Consider the following 23,151-nt stretch of genomic DNA (forward strand, 5'->3'; position numbering starts at 1 on the left):
ATAGCGGCGCCCGTCGGGATTTCCAAGCTGCGCGAATGTGTCGGAGTATATCATGGCTTATCAATCCCCCATCACCGATCTGCGTTTTTTGATGGATCACGTGGTTGGCTTTGATGCTGTCGCCGCGACCGAACGTTACGCCGAAGCAACGCCCGACATGGTCGATGCCATCCTGACCGAAGCCGCCAAGATGAGCGACGAGGTTCTTGCCCCCCTGCAACGCAACGGCGACTTGCACCCCGCCGTGCTGGAAAACGGCGTTGTGCGCACCTCGCCCGGGTTCGCCGATGGCTACCGCGCGATTGCGACTGGTGGCTGGATCGGCATGTCCGCTGATCCGGAAAACGGCGGCATGGGCCTGCCGATGAGCCTGACAACGGCCGTGAACGACATGATGTCGGGCGCCTGTCTGTCGCTGCAACTGAACCCGCTGATGTGCCAGGGCCAGATCGAAGCGCTGGAACATCACGCCAGCGACGAAATCAAGGCGCTTTACCTGCCCAGGCTGATCAGCGGCGAATGGTGCGGCACAATGAACCTGACCGAACCGCAGGCTGGCAGCGATGTGGGCGCACTGCGCTCCAAGGCTACGCCGAATGGGAACGGCAGCTATGCGATCAGCGGCCAGAAGATTTACATCAGCTGGGGCGACAACGACTTTACCGAAAACGTCTGCCATCTGGTGCTGGCCCGCCTGCCCGACGGCGTGCCCGGCACCAAGGGGATCAGCCTGTTCATGGTGCCGAAATTCATCCCCGATGCCGATGGCAATCCGGGCGAGCGCAACAGCCTGCGTGTGGTCAGCCTGGAACACAAGCTGGGCCTGCACGGATCGCCTACCGCCGTGATGGAATATGATGGTGCAACGGGCTGGCTGGTCGGGCCGGAACACGGCGGCATGGCCGCAATGTTTACGATGATGAACAACGCCCGCCTTGGGGTCGGCGTGCAGGGGATCGGTGTAGCCGAGGGGGCATATCAGCACGCGCTGGCCTATGCGCAGGACCGCAAACAGGGCCGCGCAGGCGGCACCGGTGCAATTATCGAACACGCTGATGTGCGCCGGATGCTGGCGACAATGAAGGCTGACACCTTTGCAGCCCGTGCCATCGCGATGGCCTGTGCCGTGGCGATTGATTTGTCCGACGATCCCGCATGGCAGGCGCGCGCAGCATTTCTGACGCCCATCGCCAAGGCATTCGGCACCGACACCGGCATTGCCGTCGCAGAAACCGGTGTGCAGGTGCATGGCGGCATGGGCTTCATCGAGGAAACTGGGGCCGCGCAATATGCCCGAGATGTCCGTGTTACCGCAATCTACGAGGGCACCAACGGCATTCAGGCGATGGACCTTGTCGCGCGCAAGATGATGGACGGGGGCGATGCGGCCTCGGCCCTTCTGGATGAAATAGAGGCCGGATCGGAAGCCGCCAAGGCAGCCCACCCCGCTTTGGCAGACGCCGTCTGGCAAGCGGCGGAAACCCTGCGCGAAACGACTGAATGGCTGACAGCGCAGGACGATCTGAACGACCGTTTCGCGGGGGCCGTGCCGTATTTGCGCGCCTTTGCGCGGGTGTTGGGCGGGCATTACCACCTGGCCGCCGCCATGACCGGTGACGCGCGCCGCGCCCGCCTTGCCACGTTTTATATTGAACGTCTGTTGCCGGAACACACCGGCCTGCTGGCCCACGTGCGCCAAGGGGCGGACACGCTGCTGGCGATCACACCGGACGATCTTGTCGCGTGATCAAATACCCGTGGAATGACCCACCCGCCGAAGGGCAGGCAACCGAAGTAGCGAAAGGCATCCTTTGGATGCGCTTGCCTCTGCCGATGGCGCTGGATCATGTGAATGTCTATGCGCTTGATGATGGGGACGGCTGGACGGTGATTGACACCGGTTTTGCCTCGAAACGTACCCGCGCGATCTGGCAAGTGCTGCTTGACGGGCCGCTGGCGGGCAAACCTGTGACCCGCGTTGTGATTACCCATCATCACCCCGATCACGTGGGGCTTGCCGGTTGGTTCGCGGATCAGGGCGCCGAACTGGTCATGCCGCGCACGCCCTACCTGATGGCGCGCATGCTGACGCTGGACGAACAACCCGCCTACCCCGCACGTACCCTGGACTTTTATCGCCGCGCAGGAATGGACCAGGACATTCTCGCCCAGCGGCTGGCCGAGCGTCCGTTCAACTTTGCCGATTGCGTGGCCCCTTGCCTTTGGGTTTCACCCGTCTGCAAGAAGGCGGCACGCTCACGATGGGCGGGCGAGATTGGGACATTCACATGGGTAACGGCCATGCGCCCGAACACGCGACATTCTGGAGCGATGATCTGGTGATTGGCGGCGATCAACTTCTGCCTTCGATCAGCCCCAATATCGGCGTTTACCCGACCGAACCCGAGGCCGACCCCTTGGCCGAATGGCTCGAGGCCTGCGAAAGACTGGTGCAATTCGCCACGCCCGAGCAACTGGTGCTGGGCGGACACAAATTACCCTTTACCGGCCTGCCCACGCGGATGCGGCAGCTGATTGACAATCACCACGGTGCGTTGGACCGGCTGATCACCCATATCGTCACACCGCAGCGGGCGGGCGATTGTTTCGCACCGCTGTTCAAGCGCAGCGTCTGCGCGGCCGAATATGGGCTGGCCCTTGTGGAGTCGCTGGCGCACCTGAACCACCTGCATCAGGCCGGGCGCGCCATGCGAACCCTTGGTGATGACGGGGCATACTGGTTTCAGGCACGATAATCGGGCGTTAGACTTGCGCCCCTAGTCTGGCGCAATGACATTCGCCCGATACTATCAGCGTGATCGCCCCGCGCCCCCTGATCTGCGCCGTGCAGACCTGCTTGGGATGCTCAGCCGCGCGCTCGACATCACCGAAGGACAGCCCGAGGGGCATTGTATTCGCTGCGCTTATATCGGCACGCGCCTGGGCCAGTATATCGGTATCACCGGCGGCGAACTGGCGGACCTGACGTCGCAATGGCCGAACTGGGCGCGAACCCAGCTTTTTGGGTCAGCCTATCGCGGCCCGATATTGCCGATATCGTGTTCACTTTGCCGCCGGCCAGCCAAAGCGCCCCCGTAACCGAGGATTATCTCGATGACATCGCCCGCGCCTTTGCCGCCGAGATTGACGCCAAAAGCCCGTTCACTGCGGGTTACGGCGCGCGCATCACGAACGGCTGGATGGCAAAGGTTACCCCTATGGGTTGCGGGGCGATCAAATCTGCCTTGAAACGCGCATTCTGACCACGGCAGACGTGTTTGATGCACTGTCAGCCGAACGCCCCTATCGCACGGCGATGCCGCTGGCCAAGGTGTTTGAGACCATAGAGGGGGATATCGGCAGCGCCTTTGACGAGGTTTGCGTGGTTGCCCTGCAACAAGGGCTTGCGCGGCCGAATGCGCGCACGGCCTAATGGGCGTGGCGGTTTTCGATCCGTGCGTGCAGGCGTTTCAGGATACGGCTGGCAGTTGTTTCGCACAAAGCCGGTATGAACGCATGAACCAAGGCTGCACCGGCCGCTGTCGCAAGCCAGAACGCAAACGTGAAGGCAAAACGCATATGCTGCAGATAGGTTTCATCGACGGATGCGGGATGATCCATAAACAGGCTCGCAAATACGGTGCTGCGGTCGGGGGTTTGGCTGCTATCTGACATGGGTGCTCCTGTTGGTTTCGATGACCCTAGCCCAAGCGACACCCACTGCGGTCCCAAATATGATTGCTATTTCACTACATATTGGGACATTATCCCAACATGACCCAGAAAATCGACAGCATAGACACAAAAATACTCGGCTTGCTGCAACGGGACGCCACCCTAAGCGTGGACGAGATCAGCGATAGGGCTGGCCTGTCGCGCAATGCCTGCTGGCGGCGCATCAAGGTGATGGAGCAGGCAGGCATTATTGCGGCACGCGTGGCCTTACTTGATGCGGTCAAGATCGGTTGCCCCCTGCACGTGCTGGTGATGATCCGCACCCACAGCCACGACGCAAACTGGCTTGATACCTTTCACCGCACGGTGCGGGCTATGCCGGAAGTGGTCAGCGCTTACCGGATGACCGGCGATCTGGACTACGTCTTGCGGGTGCGTGTCGCCGATGTGCCGGCCTATGATGCCTTCTATAAACGCCTTACATCACGGATTTCTTTATCGGATGTGTCCGCAAGTTTCGTTATGGAGGAAATAAAGGAAACGACCGCCCTGCCGCTTTGACACGAAAGGACCACAATGGACGACGTCATCGCCACCGCTGCCGAAGCCGCCGAAAACGACGCCCTGCCCCGGGTGCACGAGGTTCACACCGACCCGGACAAATGCGCACCCAGCGTTGAAGACATGCCCGCCTCAATCAAGAAACCGACGGCGGCCAAAAGTGCGGCGCAATGGGCCTATGAGCGGTTGATTATCTACATCAAGAATTTCGAAGAACAGCTGGATGCGCAGCATGAAATCGCGATGGGATTCACCGGTGGCGATGCGGGCGTGATCCGTATTGAAGGCATGGGGTTTTTCGACCCCGACATTGTCACCTTTTACGGCAGCGACCCCACCGGCGTAAAAACGCAACTGATCCAGCACGTCAGCCAGTTGAACGTGATGCTGCGCGCCCTCCCCAAACATGTGGATCGGGCCGAGCCAAACAGGATCGGCTTTCGTCTGGCGCATGACCTCGACAAATCGGCGCAAGATGCAGGTGAAGCGTGACAGCCCCGTCTGAATCGTCTATTTGAACGCAGGCATTTACAAAGGAACGGCACGATGGCTGAACACAAGCACGGCGAAATGGATATCTCGGTTCAGGAGAAAACCTTTGACGGTTTCGTCAAAATGGTGACGCGCACGATGATTGCGATCGTTTTTCTGTTGATTTTCATTTACTTGGTAAATGGCTAATTCTTTACTTTTGTTGGGGGAAACCTAATGCGGCGTTATCTTATTGTATTGTTTTTCCCTCTTTTGCTGGCCGCCTGCGTCGGTGAGTCCGTTTGGGCGCCCGATGAGCTTATGGAGCGCAACGTCTATCGCAAACCCGGGCCAGCAACCCTGACCCTGATCACAATGAAAAACACCGGGACAGGCAATGGCGCACACACCGCTGTGATGATCAATGCTAGCCAGCGTGTGCTTTGGGACCCGGCCGGAACCTTTGCCCATCCCTCCATTCCCGAACGCAACGATGTGATCTTTGGCGTGACGCCGCGGATCGAACAGTTCTACTTGTCCTATCATTCGCGCGTGACCTATTACACGGTCCAGCAAACCATCGAAGTGTCGCCCGAAGTTGCTGAAATGGCCTTGCGTGCCGTGATGGCATATGGTGCCGTGCCCAAGGCAAACTGCACGCGTGCAACAGCAAAAATCCTGCGCGAACTGCCCGGTTTCGAAGATTTTACCGTGTCGTTCTTCCCCAACAACCTGCACGATCAGTTTGCTGAACTTCCCGGTGTTGTCACAACCGAATATCGCGAAGACGATGCCGATGACAAATCCTTCGCCGCCGCCGAAATCGACGCTGCTATCAGAGCTGGCCAGTAAGCCATAGACCCAAGTATAATGCTGCCGCACCGCTGCCAATGGCCGCGAAGAACGATTTGCGCCAATAGCCGATCCCAAGCGTCACAAGGGCGGCGACAAGGCGCACTGGCTCCACCTCTCCGGTGGTAGCGTTCGGTAAAAAGACCAGCGGTGCGACCATCGCGGGCAACACCGCGACAGGGGTGTAGCGCAGCATCCGCAATATCCAGTCGGGCAAGGGGCGGTCACCGATAAACCCAAGAAACGAGAATCTGATCAAGAACGTGCCAACCGCCAAGACCACGATCACCATCCATATTTCAGCGTTTGAATAGGTCATGGCACGGCCCGCCCCGTGCGCGTTTCAATGACCGCACCGGTGATCATCGCCGCCAGCGCCGCGATCAACAGGCCGGTGCCGGATGGTAAGCCCGCCAGCGCAAGCGCCACGAGAGATGATACCAATGCCGCGGCAATGTGCGCAGGCGTCTTGAGAGCCGGACCAACCAGCCCCAGAAACGTAATCGGCACCGCGAAATCGAGCGCCCATTCCGGCGGGATCGCCTGGCCGATCAAGGCCCCGACAAGTGTCATGGCAATCCAGACAGGCACGATCGGCGTGGCCAGCCCACAGAAGAACTGCACCCGCTGGGTCACCGACCAAAGTGGGCGGACCTCGTATTTGGCAACGCTGGCGGCGTAGGTTTGATCAAAATTTACATAGGAGATCAACGCCCGCTGCCACAGCGGCGCACTGCCCAGATAGGGAACAAGGGCGGCCGAATACATCGCCATGCGCAGGTTGACGGCCAAAGCAGCCAGCAACACCATACCCAGCGCCGCATCCTCAACGATCATCTGGAGGGCGGCAAACTGTGCCGCGCCCGCAATGACCATCACCGTGAACCCCATGACCTGGGCCAACCCCATCCCTGCCTCGCTGGCGACAACGCCAAACAGCATTGCAAAAGGCCCGACAACGAAAACGAAAGGCAGCCCGTTGCGCAGTCCTTCCCAATAGGTTGATTTCTCGGTGGTCTTGAACATAACAAGCGCCTAATCTGTTTGCGCATCGGGATAGGCCCGCGTGCGGTGATTGGCAATCGGCCAGACGGGACGAAAATGCAGCAACCCCTTGGCGTGATCCTTGCAGGTGGACAGGCGCGCCGGATGGGCGGGCGGACCAAGCCGTTGTTGCTGCTTGGCGGGCGGCCCATGCTGGCGCATGTGGTGGATCGTTTCGTGCCGCAGGTCGCGCAGCTTGCGTTGAACGTGAACGGCGATGGCGCGCCCTTTGCCCCCTTCGGCCTGCCCATCCTTCCCGACAGTATCGACGGATGTGTTGGCCCCTTGGCGGGCATCCTTGCTGCGCTTGATTGGGCCGCAGCGCAAGGCGCCGACCAGGTGGTCAGTGTCCCTGCCGACACGCCCTTCCTGCCCCCCGATCTTGTGCCGCAGCTTTTGCTGGCGGCGGCCGATGCCCGATCGCCATTGCTGAAACCGCCACGGGGCGTCACCCGACCTGTGCGATCTGGCCCGTGGTGCTGCGTGACCGTTTGCGCACCGACATCATGGCGGGGCAGCGCCGCCTTGGCGGTTGGGCCCTGGATCAGGGGGCTGCAACCCTGCGCTTTCCAGACACGACCCCTGATGCATTTTTCAACATCAACACGCCCCAAGACCTTGCGCTGGCGAACACCCTGGTATGAGCGATTTCGACTGTTTCATCATGGTTGACTGGTCAGGCGGCAATGATCGCGGCCCCAAACCAAAGAAAGACGCCATCTGGATCGCGACGGCGCGGCGCGGCCAAACCGCGGACGCACCGGTTTATATGCGCAACCGCCAACTGGCCGAAAGCTGGCTGCACGACACCCTATTGGCCGAAATTGCCGCTGGGCGCCGCACCTGTGTCGGCTTTGATTTCCCGTTCGGCTATCCCCAAGGATTTGCCCGCGCGCTCACCAACAGCGATGATCCTCTCTTGCTGTGGGACTGGCTGGCGGGGCGGATCACCGACATGCCAAAGGCCAACAATCGCTTTGACGTGGCCGCTGGGATCAACGCAAGGTTTCAAGGGGTTGGCCCGTTCTGGTTCAACCCGCTCAAGCGCGACATTGCGCATTTGCCGCGCAAGGGCCGGGATCGCACCGCCAACCCTTTTGCCGAAAAACGCGTCATCGAACTGCGGGAACCCACAGCCTTTACACTGTGGCAGCTTGCCGGCGCGGGGGCCGTCGGGTCACAGACCCTGATGGGCTTGCCCGTCTTGGCGCGCCTGCGTGCCGCCCTTCCGGTATCTGTTTGGCCATTCGAGCCCTTGCGCACCCCCATCGCCTTCGTCGAAATCTGGCCCTCGCTTTTGGCGCCCCAGGTCGCGGCGCGTATAACGGATCACCCGATAAAGGACGCGGTGCAGGTTACGACAATGGCAACGGCCTTTGCCAATGTGTCCCCGTCCGAACTGGCGCTGATGCTGGATGTCAACGCCCCCGTCGAGGGCTGGATCCTGGGCCACGGGCACCACGCGACCCTCGCCGCCGCGCTGGGACGTTGCGCATGATTATCTCGTCCGGCTTTCCCGAACGGGACCGCGCCCAGATCGCCGCCCTTTACTGGGAGGCCTTTGGCCAGAAGCTGGGTCGTGTCATGGGACCACGCGACCGCGCCTTGCAGTTCTTCGAGGCTGTTCTTGATCCCGCCCATGCGATCTGCGCCCACACCGCCAACGGCGATTTACTGGGCGTTGCGGGGTTCAAGACCCATACCGGTGCGCTGGTCGGCGGCGGGATGGGCGATCTGGCGCGGGTCTACGGCTGGGTCGGGGCGATGTGGCGGGTTGCCTTATTGGCGCTCCTTGAACGGGACACCGAAAATGATCGCTTCCTGATGGACGGTATTTTTGTAGCACCAGCTGCGCGCGGCCAAGGTGTGGGCACGGCCCTGCTTGACGCGATTGCCGACAAGGCGCGCTCCCGCGGCCATAGCGAAGTGCGCCTGGATGTGATCGACACCAATCCGCGGGCGCGCGCGCTTTATGAACGACAGGGGTTTGTCGCGATCAAGACGCAAGACCTGGGGGTGCTGCGCCATGTGTTTCGATTTGACAGCGCGACGACGATGGTGCGCGATCTGTGCTAGTCAAACGCGCCCGTCACGCGGCCCAGCAACATGAACGCCCGCGATGTGCGGGTCTCGGAGAGGGCGGCGATATCTTCGTCGGTCGCATCGGCCTCGAATGTGATCAGGGTCTGGTCAAATTTGCGCAGAAAATGGTGCGCGGCATCGCGGAAAATCGCGTCTTCGCGCATCCGCCCCGCAGTCAGGGCAAGGCATGACCGGTCACGCACCCCCCCCAGGGCAGCCACCGCGCGACCGCGATCACCCTTGGCAAAACGGCGCCAGATTTCAGGGCGCGCACGGTCGGGGCGCAGGTCGTCCATGTAAATTCCGTCTTGCGACAGCAGGGTCAGAATATCCTGGCTGGCCTGCACCAATTGCCGGGCCTGACGGTCCTTGAGCGCGCGGCGCAGGGCGGCGAACCCCACTTCGTCGCTTTCGGTATCGGGGAAATTCAGGGCACGGATCAGGTCTGGCCGCGCGATAGGTGGGGCCATTTCATCGGCAGATGTGCCAAGCGCCAGGGCGGCCTGATCATCGGGCCCATCATCGGGCTTGGCCGGGGCCGCCGCGACGCGAGGGCGCGCCGCATCGCGCGAGGTTGTGAAAGTGGCCAGCGCGGTTTCGGTCTTTTGCGTGGCCTTGGCTATTTCGTTCAACTTGCGCTCAACCGAAGGTTCCATGCCCGCACCGCGCGCCTGACGATCCGCCACATAGGTCTGGCGCATCCCGTCGATCGCAGCCTGCAGCCGGCGCGATTCCTCGCGCACGATACGGGCGGAACGGGCAGCCGCTGCCGCAACCCAGATCATCGCCACGGGTAGGAAAACCGCCATCAGGTTTATCACGAAACGCAGGCTATCCAGACCACCCCCAACAACAGCCGGATCAGTCGCGGGGATCGACATGAAATAGATACCTGCAATCAGCAGCCACAGCACGCTTAGCCCAAGCGCAATCATTTCGCCCGCGGTAAAACGTGCCCGTTCAGGGGTCGCCGTCGCGCCCAGTGCTGCATCTGCTTTTTGTTGGCTATTGGCCATAATCAAGAGCCCCCAAACCCGATTAGATATAGCTGATCTTCAAAATCTCATAGCTGCGATCACCGCCGGGGGTGCGCACTTCGACACTATCGCCCTCCTCCTTGCCGATCATGGCGCGGGCCAAGGGCGACTTGATGTTCAGCTTGCCGTTTTCGATATCGGCCTCGTATTCGCCCACGATCTGATAGGTCTTTTCCTCATCGGTGTCCTCATCAACCAAATGAATCGTCGCGCCGAACTTGATCGAACCAGACATCTTGGTCGGATCAATCACATCGGCGAGCGAAATCACGCCCTCGAGTTCTTTCACCCGCCCTTCGATGAAGGACTGCTTTTCCTTTGCAGAATGGTATTCGGCGTTTTCGGACAGGTCGCCATGTTCACGCGCTTCGGAAATCGCACGGATAATCGCTGGCCGCTCAACTGACTTGAGATGCTTAAGTTCGCTGTCCAGCTTGTCGAACCCTGCGCGGGTCATCGGTATCTTTTCCATATCGGTGCCTGAAATCTGCCCTAATTGAGAAACATTCTTACACTAGGTCCATAACGTGAACCACAGATCGATTGTCAATAGGCGCACAAATAGCGGCAAACCGCAAAGCGCAATACGAAAACAGGCTGAACCGATGCAGAATTTCTTGCGCTTTGCGCTGATTTACTTCGTAAGTGCTATCGCCATCGTCATGGTTTTCCGCGACGACGGGGTGTCGATTATGGGCCATCTGATGTCATCATCACAGGTGTTTTTCATCGTGATGGGGCAATTTGCACTGGGTTTGGCGCTATTGGCTGGCTTGACGACACTCGTTGTTGGCCCAAAGGTCATGCTGGGCCGCGCGCGCGTGGTTGCCACTGCAATGATCGCCAGCATGTTCATTCAGGCCGCCTTTACCCTGATCAAGACATCGCTGCCCTATATCGTACCATTCTATGCCGATCCGTATTTCGCGCAGATTGATCAGGCCCTGCATTTTGGGCAGGATCCGTGGGTTTTGACCCATGCGCTGGCCGAAAGCTTTGCGGCCAATCAACTGGTCTGGGTCTATGTGTCGGTCTGGGGCCTGCCCGCGATGGCCCTGCCGGTGATCATCGCCGCGATTGACGGCAATACCGCCCGCGTGAACCGCTTTTTGGTGCTTTATGTCGTGGGGTGGGTTGTTTTGGGCAATATCATCGCGCTGGCCGGCATGTCCGCCGGACCCGTCTATTACGACCGCCTGATCGGCGGCGACCGCTTTGCCGATCTGGCCCCGGCACTGGTCGACAGCGGCTTGAAAGCCACGTGGATCGGCAACCTGCAAGAAAGCCTTTGGAACGTTTATGTTGAGCGTGGACAGGCGATTGGCTCGGGGATTTCAGCCTTCCCTTCGGTCCACGTCGCGATGGCCTTTGTGACCGCGCTTTATATGGGCGAACGCAGCCGCCTGCTGATCCCGGTGGGTGCAGTCTTTGTGGCGGCGATCCTGTTCATGTCGATCTATTCCGGCTACCATTATGCGATTGACGGTTATGCCTCGATCATCGTGATTGGCGCGGCCTGGGCCTATATGCGCCGCCGCGCAACCCAGGCACACGGGTTCCAGCCCGCAATGGCGTAACAACGTCGCGCCACGACATTTTAACGTCGTGTCGCGATTGCCCCTTTTTACACTCTCCTATAACCACAGACGAAAGATAATTACCCTGTGATCGGGAGGATGCCCAAATGGCCGAGATGACACGCGAAGCGATGGATTATGATGTGGTGATCGTGGGCGCTGGCCCGGCCGGTCTGTCCGCCGCGATCCGCCTGAAACAGCTGGACGCCGACATCAATGTCGTTGTCCTTGAAAAAGGCTCCGAAGTGGGCGCGCACATCCTGTCAGGCGCGGTGCTTGATCCTTGCGGGCTTGATGCGCTGATTCCCGATTGGAAAGCCAAGGGTGCGCCGCTCAACACCCCCGTTAAAGCCGACAATTTCTATATGATGGGCGAAGCGGGCCATATCCGTATCCCCAATTTCGTCATGCCGCCGCTGATGAACAACCACGGCAATTACATCGTTTCGATGGGCAATGTCTGTCGCTGGATGGCCGAACAGGCCGAAGACATGGGCGTTGAAATTTTCCCCGGCATGGCCTGTTCCGAATTGATCTATGGCGACGATGGCGAAGTCAAAGGCGTGGTTGCGGGCGAATTTGGCAAGAACCATGATGGCACCCCGGGCGAATCCTATGAACCCGGCATGGTATTGAACGGCAAGTATGTGTTCCTGTCCGAGGGCGTGCGCGGAAGCCTGTCCAAGGAGGTGATCGCGAAATACGACCTTGCCAAAGACAGCCAGCCGCAGAAATACGGCCTTGGCATGAAAGAAATCTGGGAGATTGACCCGGACAAGCACCGCGAAGGCACCGTCACGCACACGATGGGCTGGCCGCTGGGTGGCAAAGCCGGTGGCGGATCGTTTATCTATCACCTTGAAAACAATCAGGTCTACCTGGGCTTTGTTGTCCACCTGAACTACAAAAACCCTTACCTGTTCCCCTACATGGAGTTCCAGCACTTCAAGCATCACCCGATGGTGGCCGAGCTGCTGAAGGGCGGCAAGCGCGTAGCTTACGGCGCGCGCGCGATCACCGAAGGGGGCTATCAATCCCTGCCCAAAACCGTCTTTCCGGGCGGCGCGCTTCTGGGCTGTTCGGCCGGCATGGTCAACGTGCCGCGCATCAAGGGCAACCATAACGCCATGCTGTCAGGCAAGGCCGCAGCCGAGGCCGCTTTTGCCGCCATTCAGGACGGGCGCGGTGGTGACACGCTCGATGCCTACGACACCGAAATCCACGAAGGTGCGATTGGCAAAGACCTCAAACAGGTGCGCAACGTCAAACCGCTCTGGTCAAAATACGGCCTGCTGGCCTCGCTTGGTCTGGGCGGGTTTGACATGTGGACAAACAACCTGTTCGGCCTGTCGCTGCTGGGCACGCTCAAGCATGGCAAGACCGATGCAGATGCAACCGAAGACGCCAGCAAACACACACCCATTGATTACCCAAAACCCGATGGCAAATTGTCGTTTGACCGGCTGACCAACGTGTCGTTTTCAATGACGAACCACGAAGAAAGCCAGCCAGCGCACCTGCACCTGAAAGACCCGTCAGTGCCGATGGCCGTGAACATGCCGAAATACGCGGAACCCGCCCAGCGCTACTGCCCCGCTGGCGTTTACGAAGTGGTCGACGACAAATTCGTCATCAATTTTCAGAACTGCGTCCACTGCAAGACCTGCGATATCAAAGACCCCAGCCAGAACATCAACTGGACGGTCCCGCAGGGTGGTGACGGGCCGAACTACCCGAATATGTAGCTGAAAGTCATAGGATGGGCGGCCAGAACGCGCCGCTCATACGCGACTTCCTGCCAAATTCGCACCAACGCATTGCCCCGCCAGAGCCTGGGCACTAGGTTCTGCGCGAACACCCAGATTTAGGAAATGCCACGTGCCGCGCAGAACGATCCACGCCCTCCTGATTTCAACCGCCGTGACATTGGCCCCCGCCCTCAAGGCCGAGCCAAACCCCGGCGCATATCTGGCCGCGCGTCAGGCCGGAATCGCCAGTGACTATCTTCCCGCCGCGGAATATTTCATGGCCGCGCTTGCAGCCGATCCGGGCAACCCGCTGTTGATGGAAAACGCGATGGCATCGCAGCTGGGCCTGGGCAATATCCAGGCCGCGCGCGCCTTGTCCCAGCAGATGATCGATGCCGGTTTTAGCAGCCAGATCGCGCATATGGTCGAAATGGCCGCAGCCGCCCAAGACAACCGTTGGAACGATGTTTTCGCCCAGTTGGAATCGGGCCGCTCCGTCGGGCCGCTTGTGGACGGGATCGCGCAGGCTTGGGCTTTTGTCGGCCAGGGCGATATGCGCGCTGCCCTGACCGCCTTTGACGAAGTGACCCAATCACAGGGTCTGCGCGCGTTCGGGCTTTATCACAAGGCGCTTGCGCTGGCCTCGGTCGGCGATTTCGAGGGGGCCGATGCGATCTTTTCCCTGCCCCCACAGCAAGGCTTGCAACGCACCCGCCGGATCACATTGATCCACGCAACCATCCTCAGCCAGCTTGACCGGAACGCCGATGCCATCACCCTGCTGGACGATACATTCGGCCCGCAGCTTGACCCGGCCGTTGCCGATATGCGCGCCCTCCTCGCGGCGGGAGAGCCATTGCGCTACACCGCCGTCACAACCCCGACGCAGGGGATTGGCGAAGTCATGTTTTCGGTCGCGGGTGCGCTACAGGGTGAATCGGCCGATGGCTACACCCTGTTTTACGCCCGCCTTGCAGACTACCTGAACCCGACAAATTCCGATTCCCTGATCCTGTCGGCACAGTTGCTTGAGGGGCTGGGTCGTTACGAGTTGGCCAGCGCCACTTATGCCCGCGTTCCGCAGGGCGACAGCGCCTTTTTCGCTGCCGAACTGGGGCGCGCCGAAGTGCTGCGCCGCGACAGCAAGGTCGACGCCGCCGTCGAAGTCCTGCAGCAACTCTCGCGCAGCTATCCCGACCAGCCTTTTGTCAAAACCACTCTTGGCGATACCCTGCGCTCGGACGGGCGATATCAGGACGCCAACACCGCCTATACCGAAGCCCTCGCGCTTTATGGCGCCGATCACGCGGATCGCTGGTGGCCACTTTATACACGCGGGATCACCTATGAACGGCTGGGCAACTGGCCCGCCGCCGAAGCCGACTTGCGCGCCGCCCTCGCGCTGCAACCGGACAACCCCAATATCCTGAATTACCTTGGCTATACGATGGTCGAAGAACAGGTGAACCTCGACGAGGCGCTGGCAATGATCGAAAAAGCCGTTGCAGCCCGCCCTGATAGCGGTGCGATCACCGACAGTCTTGGCTGGGTGCTGTATCGTCTTGGCCGTTTCGAAGAAGCCGTCGCGCCAATGGAACGCGCCGCCGAATTGGAACCCGTTGACCCGATCATAAACGATCATTTGGGCGATGTGTTCTGGGCCGTTGGCCGCGTCGTAGAGGCCCGTTTTCAATGGCAGCGCGCGCTGTCGTTCGACCCCGAAAGCGAAGAAGCCGACAGGATCCGCCGCAAGCTGGACGTCGGGCTTGACGCCGTCCTGATCGAAGAAGGTGCCGACCCGATCCATGTTGCAAATGACGACGGCTGAGGAATACGCACCCGCCAAGGTCAATCTGACCCTGCATGTGACAGGGCAACAGGCAGACGGGTATCACCTGCTTGACAGTCTGGTCGTGTTTGCGAGCCATCAGGACCGCCTGATTGCACGCCCGTCCCGTAACCTGTCGCTTGATGTGTCGGGGCCGTTTTCCACGGGCATTCCCTGCGACGACAGCAATCTAGTGCTGCAAGCCGCGCAGGCCCTGCGGGCGCGCCACAACGTGCCCGTCGGCGCCGCGCTGCATCTGGACAAGAACCTTCCCCATGCCGCCGGTATCGGCAGCGGATCCTCCGATGCCGCCGCCGCCCTGCGACTGCTGGCCCGGATGTGGAACCTGCCTGTTCCCGACGCGCGCGATCCGCTTGCGCTTGCCCTTGGCGCAGATGTGCCGGTGTGCCTGCGCGCGCCCGCAGCCACGCGCGTCACCGGCATCGGCGAGGTGCTGTCAGATGTGCCACGTTTGCCAAGCTGCGCGATGGTCATGGTCAATCCGAACGTTTCGGTGCCAACGGACCGTGTATTCAGCGCCCTGAAATTTAAAGAGAACCCGGCCATGCCGCCCCTGCCCACAGGCATGAAATTCGCGGAATTCACCGCCTGGCTGGCCCAGCAGCGTAATGACATGCAGCCCGCCGCCGAAAAAATCGCGCCTGAAATCGCGGCCGTTCTGGCCCGCCTGCGCAAGACACCCGGCGTTGAGTTCGCAACGATGTCGGGCTCGGGTGCCACATGCATCGGGCTGGTTGCGGATATGGATCGCGCGGTATCAATCGCGCGCGCCATTCAGGTGTCGGAAATGGGCTGGTGGGTTGCGCCTGCGCTGCTGCTCAGCTGACCCGCGCAACCACGTAATCAGCCAGATCGACCAGCATCGCCTTGATCGGGTGATCGGGAAGCGGCGCAAGTGCTGCTTTCGCCTTTTCGCTCCAGGCCATTGCCGCGACACGGGTGGCTTCAAGAGTGTCGTGGCGGGCAAGGATGGCCATTGCCGTTTCAAGATCTCCGTCAGCCTGTTTGCCTTTGGCAATCGTGCGCTCCCAAAAAGCGCGTTCTTCGGCGTCTGCCAAAGCGACTGCTTTGATGACCGGCAAGGTCAGCTTGCGCTCGCGGAAATCATCGCCAACGTTCTTACCGATCGCATCGGTGCCGCGATAATCCAACAGATCATCGACAATCTGAAACGCCACACCCAGTGCATCGCCAAAGGCATAAAGCGCTTTCACGCGGTCTTCGGACACATCGGCGATCACGCCGCCGACTTCCATCGCGGCGGAAAACAACGCCGCCGTCTTGCCGCGCACAACCTGCAAATAAATCGCCTCGGTCGTGGCCAGATTACTAGCAGCGGTCAACTGCAATACTTCGCCCTCGGCGATTGTGGCGGATGCATTGGCCAGAATATCAAGCACCCGCAACGACCCCGTTTCGACCATCAGTTGGAAAGAACGGGCAAAAAGATAGTCACCAACCAACACGCTACTGGTATTGTCCCACAACAGGTTCGCCGTGGGCCGCCCGCGCCGCTGGCTGCTTTCGTCAACGACATCATCATGCAGCAGGGTAGCGGTGTGAATAAACTCGACCGTTGCAGCCAGATGAATGTGATAGGGGCCATCATAGCCGCACATTTTCGCGGCCGCCAAAGTCATCATCGGGCGCAGGCGTTTTCCCCCCGCTTCGACGAGATGCGCCGTCACTTCGGGAATGCGCGGCGCATGTTCGGATGCCATGCGTTCGCGGATCAGGGCATTAACGGCCTCCATCTCCCCGGCCAATGCGGCGGCAAGGCGTTCGTGCGGTTTGCTGGCGGCGGTATCAAGGCTCATCACGGGTCCGTCAGTTGCTCGACTTGGGGCAGATTTACCCTTAGATCGAGAGGATGAAAGAACTTTTGCGCACCAACGACCCCACGGTCATCGCCTTTGCCAAAGCCCTGTTAGACGGCGAAGGTATAGACGTCTTCGAATTAGACGTAAACATGAGCATCCTTGACGGCAGCTTGGGCATTTTGCCGCGCCGCTTGATGGTGGCGGACCGCGATCACTTCATGGCCGTGGCGGCGATGCGCGACAACGGAATCGACCTTGGGCAATGACAGGCGGTCTGACGCATGATGCCTTTCTTGGCGGGCGCCTGACGATTGCACAACCTGCAGACGGATTTCGCGCAGGCGTCGATGCAGTCCTGCTTGCAGCCGCGACACCGGCCAAGGCTGGCGATCATGTGCTTGAACTGGGATGTGGTGTCGGGACGGCGCTGCTTTGCCTTGGCGTGCGCGTGCCGGATCTGGACATAACCGGTCTGGAGCTTCAGCCCGACTACGCGGAGCTGGCACGGGCGAATGTTGCATCCAACGGTGCCCAGGCCGAAATTGTTACGGGAAACCTGTCTGAAATGCCCGTCGCGCTGCGCAATCGCAGCTTTGACCATGTGCTGGCGAACCCGCCATATTATCGACCCGGTGTTGGTCATGCTTCGGTGGATAAGGGGCGCGACACAGCGCTGCGCGGCGAAACCGATCTGGCGATCTGGGTTGATGTGGCGACGCGCCGTCTGCGCCCCCGCGGCTGCCTGACGATCATCCAACGTATTGACCGCTTGCCCGACTTGTTGCGCGCCTGTGATGCACGCCTCGGCGCGATCACCGTACGCGCCTTCACACCGCAGCAAGATCGCAACGCGCATCTGGTGATTGTGCAAGCCACCAAGGGCGCGCGCGCCCCGTTTCGCATGGCCGCGCCGATTGTCATGCATACCAATGAAACCGGTGGATCCGGTCGCAAAGAATTTACCCCCGACCTGAGCGCTATTTTGCGCGACGGCGCACCCCTTCCGCCCTTGTCTGGTTAACAATTTGGCAAGGAATCCTGCGCCAGAATATGGTTAGGCGAATTGCTGCCGTGCAGCGTGACAGCGCCTGAAATCTGTGGTGCAATACCCGTGCTCACAACCCAAACACAGGAGGACGACCATGACCTTGAGTTCGCACTTGCAGGAGCTGAAGCGGAAACATGAAACCCTGTCCGAGGCCGTCGAATTGGCCCAGCGAAGCCCAGCAACAGACGATCTTGAAATCGCGCGGATGAAGAAAGAAAAACTCCACCTGAAGGAAGAAATTTCGCGGCTTAGCACCGTCTAACCTGTTGATGTCTTGGCGCTGGCATTTGCAGCCAGCGCCGCACCTGCCGTAATCAATAGCGCGGCCACCACCAGTGTCCATTGCGCTGTCGCCACCCCTGCCAATACCAAAACCATCGTTGACAAGACAGGCGCCGCATAAGACGCCACGCCAAGCAGTTGAATATCGCCCTGCTTGACGCCGATGTCCCAGACAAAAAACGCAAGGCCCACCGGCCCAAGCCCCAGCCCCAACACGGCTAACCAGCCAAGCGTGTTCACGGGCCAGACCGTTGTTTCAAATGTGATATGTGCAATCAGCGACAGCAGCGCACTGGCAACGCAAAAGACGGCTACACTGCCGGTTGGCACGGCCCCGAACCGGCGCGACCCGACCGAATAGGTTGACCAGGTCAACGCGCACAACAACGCCAGCCCATAGCCAAGCGCGGCGTCTGCTTCAAAACTGCGCACCTCGGCGCCGACAATAACCGCCGCTCCGGCAAAAGCCACAAACGCACCAATCACATGCCCCACGCCCAGTCTTTCCCCCGGCAAAAACCCCGAAAAAAGCACGATGAACAACGGCCAGAGATACGCGATCAAGCCAGCTTCGGCAGCGGGGCAAGGCGAAGCGCCGAAAAATATAGCGCGTGATATCCGAACAGACCCAAGGTGCCAAAGGCGTATACATACAGCGGAACCTGCGTAATCTGGCGCAAACCACCTGTTGCAAACAACCACAGCAAACCGATGGCGCCAGCGATCGCAAAACTTAATGCGCTTAGCAGAAACGGCGGCACGGGGGCCGACCCAACGGTGAACAAGGCCAGCAAGGACCACAGTAAAACCGCTGAAAACCCAAAGCCTGTGGCGCGGCGGCGCGTCATGCGACATCCTCGGCTTTGATCAGGGTGCGACCTTTCTCGAAGACTTCGGACGACTTGATTTCGGCCTTGACCCATGCGCGAAACGCGGCCACTTGCGGGCGGCTTTCGTGGCCTTTCGGGCAGACAAACCGAAACTGTGCCTTGGTCAGCAAACCGATTTCAAACGGCGCGACCAACCGCCCCGATTCCAATGCGCGAGTCGCCAATGACACGCGCCCCAGCACCACGCCTGCCCCGGAAAACGCCGCGTCAAGCGCGTGGTCCGCCTGCGAAAACCGGGCACCGTGGCTTGCGTCAATATCCACACCGACAGCCCGGCCCCAGGCTGCCCAATCGGCCGGTTGCTGGAAAAAGGCGGTCGAATCGTCATGGATCAACTGTGCGTCGCGCAAATCTTGGGGCCGTTTGATTTGTGCGGCCAGCTCTGGCGTCATCATCGGTGTCATCCACTCGCGGATCAGGGGTTCGGAAAAGTAGGTCTTGCCCTCGTCAAGCCCAAACCGGATCGCTGCATCAACCTCGTCGCGATCAAAATCAATCAGGCGCAATGTTGCAGCGACCCGCAATTCAATCTCGGGGTGGGTTTGCGCAAAATCGTAGATACGCGGAGCGAGCCATTTTGAGGTAAAGGCCGGGCCCGCGGTGACCGTGAGGGTGCTTTCGTCACTTAACCGCTTGGTCGCGCGCCAAGCCGCTGAAAGGGTTGAAAAACCATCCGAAAGCCCCGGGGCAAGCGTGCGCCCTGCTTCGGTCAGTTCAACCGCGCGGTTCAAACGCCGAAATACGGGCCGACCCAGATGCGCCTCAAGGGATTTGATCTGAAAGGACAGGGCGGCAGGCGTGACCCCCAATTCATCCGCGGCACGGGCAAAGGACATGTGTCGCGCGGCCGCATCAAAAGCGCGCAGAGCCGTCAGAGGGGGAAGCCGATCAGCCATAGTCAGTTTAGTATAACTTAACTGAAGACAAAGGAAGTCTCGTTTGTCAGCGACGCGGTCACAGCCCATGTTAGGGCAAGTGAAACACAACCCGAGGAGCCTAGAATGATCGAGATTACATCCAGTCACCGCACCCGCAACGCCTATGCCAAAGCGCATGCCGCACGCGGCGCCTTCATCCGCCAGATGTTTCACTGGTGGTAGCAAAAAAGGCCGGCCCAACCGGGCCGACCTTTTCAACGACAGCGCCGCGGCGATCAGGCCATGTATTGGCCACCGTTTGCGGATATCGTCGAGCCCGTGATAAAGGCCGCGTCGTCGGAGGCCAAAAAGACAACCGCGCGCGCAATTTCATCAGGTTCGCCAAGACGACCAACCGGAATCTGCGGCAAGATCACCTCGTTCATCACCTTTTCGGGGATCGTGCTCATCATTTCGGTGTTGATGTAGCCCGGGCAAATCACATTGACGGTGATGCCTGCGCGCGCGCCTTCCTGGGCCAAGGCCTTGGAGAATCCGATATCGCCGGACTTCGCAGCAGCATAGTTTGCCTGGGCGAACTGGCCTTTCTGACCGTTGATCGAACTGATCGAGATCACCCGCCCGAATTTGCGGTCCCGCATACCGCCCCAGACATTGTGGGTCATATTGAACAGGCCCGAAAGATTGGTGTCGATCACCTCTTGCCACTGCTGCGGGGTCATACGGTGGAACGGCGCATCGCGGGTGATGCCAGCGTTGTTCACCAAGACTTCGACCGGGCCAAGATCAGCCTCGACCTGCGCGATTCCGGCCTGACAGGCCTCGTAATTGCCCACATCCCATTTGTAGGTTTTGATACCTGTCTCCTTGGTGAATGCGGCGGCTTTTTCATCGTTCCCGGCGTAGGTCGCAGCGACGGTGTAGCCCGCGGCGGCCAGTGATTTTGAGATCGCCGCGCCGATTCCGCGCGATCCCCCGGTGACAAGTGCAACGCGTGACATATGGTATTCTCCTCAATTCTGTTCGTAATGATGTTATGTGTTGAATTCTTTGGGCGCAACTTTATTGCGTAGATAAAAACGAGTTTGCGGGGCCAAGTCCTCCCAAACTTGGCCCCGCGTCCTCCCGGTGGTTAGGGGCGTTCGACACAAAGGGCGACGCCCATCCCGCCACCGATACACAGCGTTGCGAGGCCCTTCTTGGCATCGCGGCGCTTCATCTCGAACAGCAAGGTGTTCAACACACGGCAGCCCGACGCGCCAATCGGGTGGCCGATGGCGATCGCGCCGCCGTTCACGTTCACGATAGCCGGATCCCAGCCCATGTCTTTGTTGACGGCACAGGCCTGCGCCGCAAAGGCTTCATTGGCCTCGACCAGATCAAGGTCACCGACGGCCCAACCGGCCTTGTCCAGCGCCTTGCGCGATGCATAGATCGGGCCGACACCCATGATGGACGGGTCCAAACCGGCTGTCGCGTAGGATGCGATCCGCGCCAAGGGTTCGATGCCGCGCTTTTCGGCCTCCTCGGCGGACATCAGCAATGTGGCCGCAGCCCCATCGTTCAGGCCGGATGCGTTGGCTGCTGTGACGGTCCCCTCTTTGGCGAAGGCAGGCCGCATTTTGGCCATCGCGTCGATATTGGCGCCGTGGCGGATGTATTCGTCCTGATCGACCACGATATCACCCTTGCGAGTCTTCACGGTAAAGGCCGCAATTTCATCAGCGAACCTGCCTGCCTTCTGCGCAGCTTCGGCCTTGTTTTGCGATGCAACCGCGAATTCGTCCTGCATCTCGCGGGAAATTTGCCACTTCTCAGCAACATTTTCAGCGGTTTGGCCCATGTGATAGTTGTTGAACGCATCCCAAAGGCCGTCCTTGATCATGGTATCGATCAGCTTCATATCGCCCATCTTTTGACCGGCGCGCATGTTTTGCGCATGCGGTGATAGCGTCATGTTTTCCTGACCGCCGGCCGCGACGATGTTGGCATCTCCCAGCATGATATGCTGCGCGCCCAGCGCAACAGCACGCAGACCGGACCCGCACACCTGATTGATCGACCAGGCCGCGCTTTCCTGTGGGAAGCCTGCGTTGATATGTGCCTGGCGCGCCGGGTTCTGGCCCTGTGCGGCGGTCAACACCTGACCCAAAATTGTCTCGCTGACCTCGGATGGGTCAACGCCGGCGCGCGCCACGACCTCGGCCAGAACTGCGGTGCCCAGATCATGGGCGGGGGTATTGGCAAACGCCCCACCAAAACTGCCCACGGCGGTGCGTGCTGCGGATGCGATAACTACGTTGGTCATGGATGACTCCTCCTGAATGCGACCCAAAGGGGCGACGAGGAGGCATGCACAACACAGCGTGCGGGCCCCACACCCGCCGTTGCAAACTTTCATATGGCGTGGGCGACGTCAGGGCAACGTGATTCACAGCGGCATCGGCGTGCACCCGCCATGCGCAGGCGTCAAAGCGTAAACTTCGGGACACCGATGTGATAGCCCTGAAGGCAATCGACACCAAAGGACGAAAGAAACTCGGCTTCAGCCGCGGTTTCAACGCCTTGGGCCACGGCGAACATTTCAAACTGATGCGCGACTGTGATCAGCGCCTCGGCCAAAACCTGATTGTCGGGAGAGTGGTTGATGCCGCTGACAAAGCAGCGATCAAGTTTCACCATATCGAAGAAGAAATCCTTGAGGTGGCGAAACGCCGTCATGCCGCCACCAAAGTCATCCAGCGCAAAGGCCACGCCACAGGGCTGCATTTCTTCCATAAAGCGAATGACCATTTCATGCAGTTGCATCGCCGAGGTTTCACCCACCTCGAGGATCAAACGGTGCGCCACCGCAGGATCACGGTCAAGCCGCTGGTCAAGGCGGCGGCGCCAGGCCGCATCCCCGATCGAGCGGGCCGAGACATTCAGCGATAAGCGCAGTGTGGGATTGGCTTGCAGCATGTCCAACCCGTGGCGCAGCGTTTCACAATCCACATCACGGCCCAGCGCGTTTTCGGCGATCTGGCCCATGAATTGCCCGGCTGGCACGATGCGCCCACCCTCGTCCAGAACCCTGATCAACCCTTCATAAAATGCGACTTGTTTGGCATCGTCCGCACGCACGACAGGTTGAAACGCCAACATGGTGTTGCCCCGTTCAAGGGCATTACGCACGATCGAGAGCACGTCGCGGTCACGACTGGCCACAGCGTATTGCAGCGGATCCATCGGCATTTGTGCGTCCAACGCACCCGGTGAAAGATCAAACGTGGCCATTGCAGTTGTCCCCTGGTCGGCCACTGTTATCCCCGCCCCGCACTTAACGGCTGGTAAAGGA

General features: G+C 60.0%; 27 protein-coding genes and 3 pseudogenes. 19 read left to right on the forward strand and 11 right to left on the reverse strand.

What is annotated here, in order from left to right; all coding sequences use genetic code 11:
- The first annotated feature begins 52 nt into the window (after window positions 1-52).
- From FTO60_RS14370 to FTO60_RS17915, 5 genes and pseudogenes are all read left to right on the forward strand, one after another.
- Complete coding sequence (locus FTO60_RS14370; RefSeq protein WP_148056605.1) at window positions 53-1,747, forward strand: acyl-CoA dehydrogenase; 1,695 nt, start codon at window positions 53-55, stop codon at window positions 1,745-1,747.
- Window positions 1,744-2,756: pseudogene (locus tag FTO60_RS14375) on the forward strand (MBL fold metallo-hydrolase). Before FTO60_RS14370 ends, FTO60_RS14375 begins: the two are co-directional and overlap by 4 nt.
- Window positions 2,757-2,790: 34 nt before the next feature.
- Window positions 2,791-3,099, forward strand: coding sequence for a hypothetical protein (locus tag FTO60_RS18050; RefSeq protein ID WP_368074253.1), 309 nt, complete (start codon window positions 2,791-2,793; stop codon window positions 3,097-3,099).
- Window positions 2,994-3,263: a hypothetical protein gene (locus FTO60_RS17910; protein WP_254696820.1), complete on the forward strand. Its 270-nt coding sequence runs from the start codon at window positions 2,994-2,996 to the stop codon at window positions 3,261-3,263. The genes FTO60_RS18050 and FTO60_RS17910 overlap by 106 nt, the downstream gene beginning before the upstream one ends.
- The gene (locus FTO60_RS17915; RefSeq protein ID WP_368074254.1) at window positions 3,224-3,433 is read left to right on the forward strand and encodes an HD-GYP domain-containing protein; all 210 of its coding nucleotides are present in this window, start codon (window positions 3,224-3,226) and stop codon (window positions 3,431-3,433) included. Before FTO60_RS17910 ends, FTO60_RS17915 begins: the two co-directional genes overlap by 40 nt.
- Here FTO60_RS17915 and FTO60_RS14385 read toward each other — a convergent pair.
- On the reverse strand, window positions 3,430-3,675 hold the full coding sequence (locus FTO60_RS14385; protein ID WP_148056606.1) for a DUF6356 family protein: 246 nt from the start codon (window positions 3,673-3,675) through the stop codon (window positions 3,430-3,432). The genes FTO60_RS17915 and FTO60_RS14385 overlap by 4 nt on opposite strands.
- A gap of 99 nt (window positions 3,676-3,774) precedes the next feature.
- On the opposite strand from FTO60_RS14385, the gene FTO60_RS14390 reads away from it, so the two are divergent.
- The 4 genes from FTO60_RS14390 to FTO60_RS14405 are packed head-to-tail and all read left to right on the forward strand — an operon-like array spanning window position 3,775 to window position 5,559.
- Window positions 3,775-4,236, forward strand: coding sequence for an Lrp/AsnC family transcriptional regulator (locus tag FTO60_RS14390; RefSeq protein ID WP_148056607.1), 462 nt, complete (start codon window positions 3,775-3,777; stop codon window positions 4,234-4,236).
- A 15-nt stretch (window positions 4,237-4,251) separates the two neighbouring features.
- Complete coding sequence (locus tag FTO60_RS14395; protein WP_148056608.1) at window positions 4,252-4,728, forward strand: DUF6173 family protein; 477 nt, start codon at window positions 4,252-4,254, stop codon at window positions 4,726-4,728.
- Between the two features lie 54 nt (window positions 4,729-4,782).
- A complete protein-coding gene (locus FTO60_RS14400; protein WP_148056609.1) occupies window positions 4,783-4,917 on the forward strand; it encodes an aa3-type cytochrome c oxidase subunit IV in 135 nt (44 codons plus the stop codon).
- A 27-nt stretch (window positions 4,918-4,944) separates the two neighbouring features.
- Entirely contained in the window at window positions 4,945-5,559 is a 615-nt protein-coding gene (locus tag FTO60_RS14405) for a hypothetical protein (protein WP_148056610.1), read from the forward strand.
- Here the strand turns inward: FTO60_RS14405 and FTO60_RS14410 are convergent.
- Window positions 5,543-5,878, reverse strand: a complete 336-nt coding sequence (locus tag FTO60_RS14410) for an AzlD domain-containing protein (protein WP_148056611.1) — start codon at window positions 5,876-5,878, stop codon at window positions 5,543-5,545. The two genes, FTO60_RS14405 and FTO60_RS14410, sit on opposite strands and share 17 nt — an antisense overlap.
- Window positions 5,875-6,585, reverse strand: a complete 711-nt coding sequence (locus FTO60_RS14415; protein ID WP_148056612.1) for an AzlC family ABC transporter permease — start codon at window positions 6,583-6,585, stop codon at window positions 5,875-5,877. The genes FTO60_RS14410 and FTO60_RS14415 overlap by 4 nt, the downstream gene beginning before the upstream one ends.
- A gap of 75 nt (window positions 6,586-6,660) precedes the next feature.
- On the opposite strand from FTO60_RS14415, the pseudogene mobA reads away from it, so the two are divergent.
- The 3 genes and pseudogenes from mobA (at window position 6,661) to FTO60_RS14430 (ending at window position 8,679) form a co-directional block, all read left to right on the forward strand.
- A pseudogene (gene mobA, locus FTO60_RS14420) lies at window positions 6,661-7,247 on the forward strand (molybdenum cofactor guanylyltransferase MobA).
- The gene (locus tag FTO60_RS14425) at window positions 7,244-8,101 is read left to right on the forward strand and encodes a molybdopterin guanine dinucleotide synthesis (protein ID WP_148056613.1); all 858 of its coding nucleotides are present in this window, start codon (window positions 7,244-7,246) and stop codon (window positions 8,099-8,101) included. Before mobA ends, FTO60_RS14425 begins: the two are co-directional and overlap by 4 nt.
- On the forward strand, window positions 8,098-8,679 hold the full coding sequence (locus FTO60_RS14430; protein ID WP_148056614.1) for an N-acetyltransferase: 582 nt from the start codon (window positions 8,098-8,100) through the stop codon (window positions 8,677-8,679). Before FTO60_RS14425 ends, FTO60_RS14430 begins: the two co-directional genes overlap by 4 nt.
- Here the strand turns inward: FTO60_RS14430 and FTO60_RS14435 are convergent.
- Both FTO60_RS14435 and greA read right to left on the reverse strand, forming a co-directional pair.
- A complete protein-coding gene (locus FTO60_RS14435) occupies window positions 8,676-9,701 on the reverse strand; it encodes a hypothetical protein (protein ID WP_148056615.1) in 1,026 nt (341 codons plus the stop codon). The two genes, FTO60_RS14430 and FTO60_RS14435, sit on opposite strands and share 4 nt — an antisense overlap.
- A 22-nt stretch (window positions 9,702-9,723) precedes the next feature.
- Window positions 9,724-10,194, reverse strand: a complete 471-nt coding sequence (gene greA / locus FTO60_RS14440) for a transcription elongation factor GreA (RefSeq protein WP_148056616.1) — start codon at window positions 10,192-10,194, stop codon at window positions 9,724-9,726.
- A gap of 133 nt (window positions 10,195-10,327) precedes the next feature.
- Between greA and FTO60_RS14445 the strand changes: the two genes are divergently transcribed.
- The 4 genes from FTO60_RS14445 (at window position 10,328) to FTO60_RS14460 (ending at window position 15,722) form a co-directional block, all read left to right on the forward strand.
- The gene (locus tag FTO60_RS14445; protein WP_148056617.1) at window positions 10,328-11,299 is read left to right on the forward strand and encodes a phosphatase PAP2 family protein; all 972 of its coding nucleotides are present in this window, start codon (window positions 10,328-10,330) and stop codon (window positions 11,297-11,299) included.
- A gap of 107 nt (window positions 11,300-11,406) precedes the next feature.
- Window positions 11,407-13,044 (forward strand): electron transfer flavoprotein-ubiquinone oxidoreductase, encoded by a 1,638-nt coding sequence (locus tag FTO60_RS14450; protein ID WP_148056618.1) that lies wholly within the window; start codon window positions 11,407-11,409, stop codon window positions 13,042-13,044.
- 133 nt (window positions 13,045-13,177) lie between these two features.
- On the forward strand, window positions 13,178-14,875 hold the full coding sequence (locus FTO60_RS14455) for a tetratricopeptide repeat protein (protein WP_148056619.1): 1,698 nt from the start codon (window positions 13,178-13,180) through the stop codon (window positions 14,873-14,875).
- The gene (locus tag FTO60_RS14460; protein WP_148057173.1) at window positions 14,862-15,722 is read left to right on the forward strand and encodes a 4-(cytidine 5'-diphospho)-2-C-methyl-D-erythritol kinase; all 861 of its coding nucleotides are present in this window, start codon (window positions 14,862-14,864) and stop codon (window positions 15,720-15,722) included. Before FTO60_RS14455 ends, FTO60_RS14460 begins: the two co-directional genes overlap by 14 nt.
- Here the strand turns inward: FTO60_RS14460 and FTO60_RS14465 are convergent.
- On the reverse strand, window positions 15,715-16,713 hold the full coding sequence (locus FTO60_RS14465; protein WP_148056620.1) for a polyprenyl synthetase family protein: 999 nt from the start codon (window positions 16,711-16,713) through the stop codon (window positions 15,715-15,717). The genes FTO60_RS14460 and FTO60_RS14465 overlap by 8 nt on opposite strands.
- A 53-nt stretch (window positions 16,714-16,766) precedes the next feature.
- Between FTO60_RS14465 and FTO60_RS14470 the strand changes: the two genes are divergently transcribed.
- The 3 genes from FTO60_RS14470 (at window position 16,767) to FTO60_RS14480 (ending at window position 18,026) form a co-directional block, all read left to right on the forward strand.
- On the forward strand, window positions 16,767-16,982 hold the full coding sequence (locus tag FTO60_RS14470) for a DUF2007 domain-containing protein (RefSeq protein ID WP_148056621.1): 216 nt from the start codon (window positions 16,767-16,769) through the stop codon (window positions 16,980-16,982).
- Window positions 16,979-17,737: a tRNA1(Val) (adenine(37)-N6)-methyltransferase gene (locus tag FTO60_RS14475; RefSeq protein WP_148056622.1), complete on the forward strand. Its 759-nt coding sequence runs from the start codon at window positions 16,979-16,981 to the stop codon at window positions 17,735-17,737. Before FTO60_RS14470 ends, FTO60_RS14475 begins: the two co-directional genes overlap by 4 nt.
- Window positions 17,738-17,858: 121 nt before the next feature.
- Window positions 17,859-18,026, forward strand: a complete 168-nt coding sequence (locus FTO60_RS14480) for a YdcH family protein (RefSeq protein ID WP_148056623.1) — start codon at window positions 17,859-17,861, stop codon at window positions 18,024-18,026.
- On the opposite strand, the pseudogene FTO60_RS14485 reads toward FTO60_RS14480, so the two are convergent.
- The 5 genes and pseudogenes from FTO60_RS14485 to FTO60_RS14505 all read right to left on the reverse strand — a co-directional run bounded on the left by FTO60_RS14485 (window position 18,023) and on the right by FTO60_RS14505 (window position 23,090).
- Window positions 18,023-18,894, reverse strand: a pseudogene (locus FTO60_RS14485) (DMT family transporter). The gene FTO60_RS14480 and the pseudogene FTO60_RS14485 overlap by 4 nt on opposite strands.
- Window positions 18,891-19,832 carry a transcriptional regulator GcvA gene (locus FTO60_RS14490; RefSeq protein WP_148056624.1) on the reverse strand — a complete coding sequence of 314 codons (942 nt, stop codon included), beginning with the start codon at window positions 19,830-19,832 and terminating at the stop codon, window positions 18,891-18,893. Before FTO60_RS14490 ends, FTO60_RS14485 begins: the two are co-directional and overlap by 4 nt.
- A 257-nt stretch (window positions 19,833-20,089) precedes the next feature.
- On the reverse strand, window positions 20,090-20,815 hold the full coding sequence (phbB, locus tag FTO60_RS14495) for an acetoacetyl-CoA reductase (protein ID WP_148056625.1): 726 nt from the start codon (window positions 20,813-20,815) through the stop codon (window positions 20,090-20,092).
- Between the two features lie 131 nt (window positions 20,816-20,946).
- Entirely contained in the window at window positions 20,947-22,122 is a 1,176-nt protein-coding gene (locus FTO60_RS14500; protein WP_148056626.1) for an acetyl-CoA C-acetyltransferase, read from the reverse strand.
- Window positions 22,123-22,283: 161 nt separating this feature from the next.
- On the reverse strand, window positions 22,284-23,090 hold the full coding sequence (locus tag FTO60_RS14505) for an EAL domain-containing protein (protein WP_148056627.1): 807 nt from the start codon (window positions 23,088-23,090) through the stop codon (window positions 22,284-22,286).
- Between the last annotated feature and the right edge of the window lie 61 nt (window positions 23,091-23,151).

Origin of the sequence: Octadecabacter sp. SW4, assembly GCF_008065155.1 — a bacterium.
In the GTDB taxonomy this organism is placed as follows: domain Bacteria; phylum Pseudomonadota; class Alphaproteobacteria; order Rhodobacterales; family Rhodobacteraceae; genus SW4.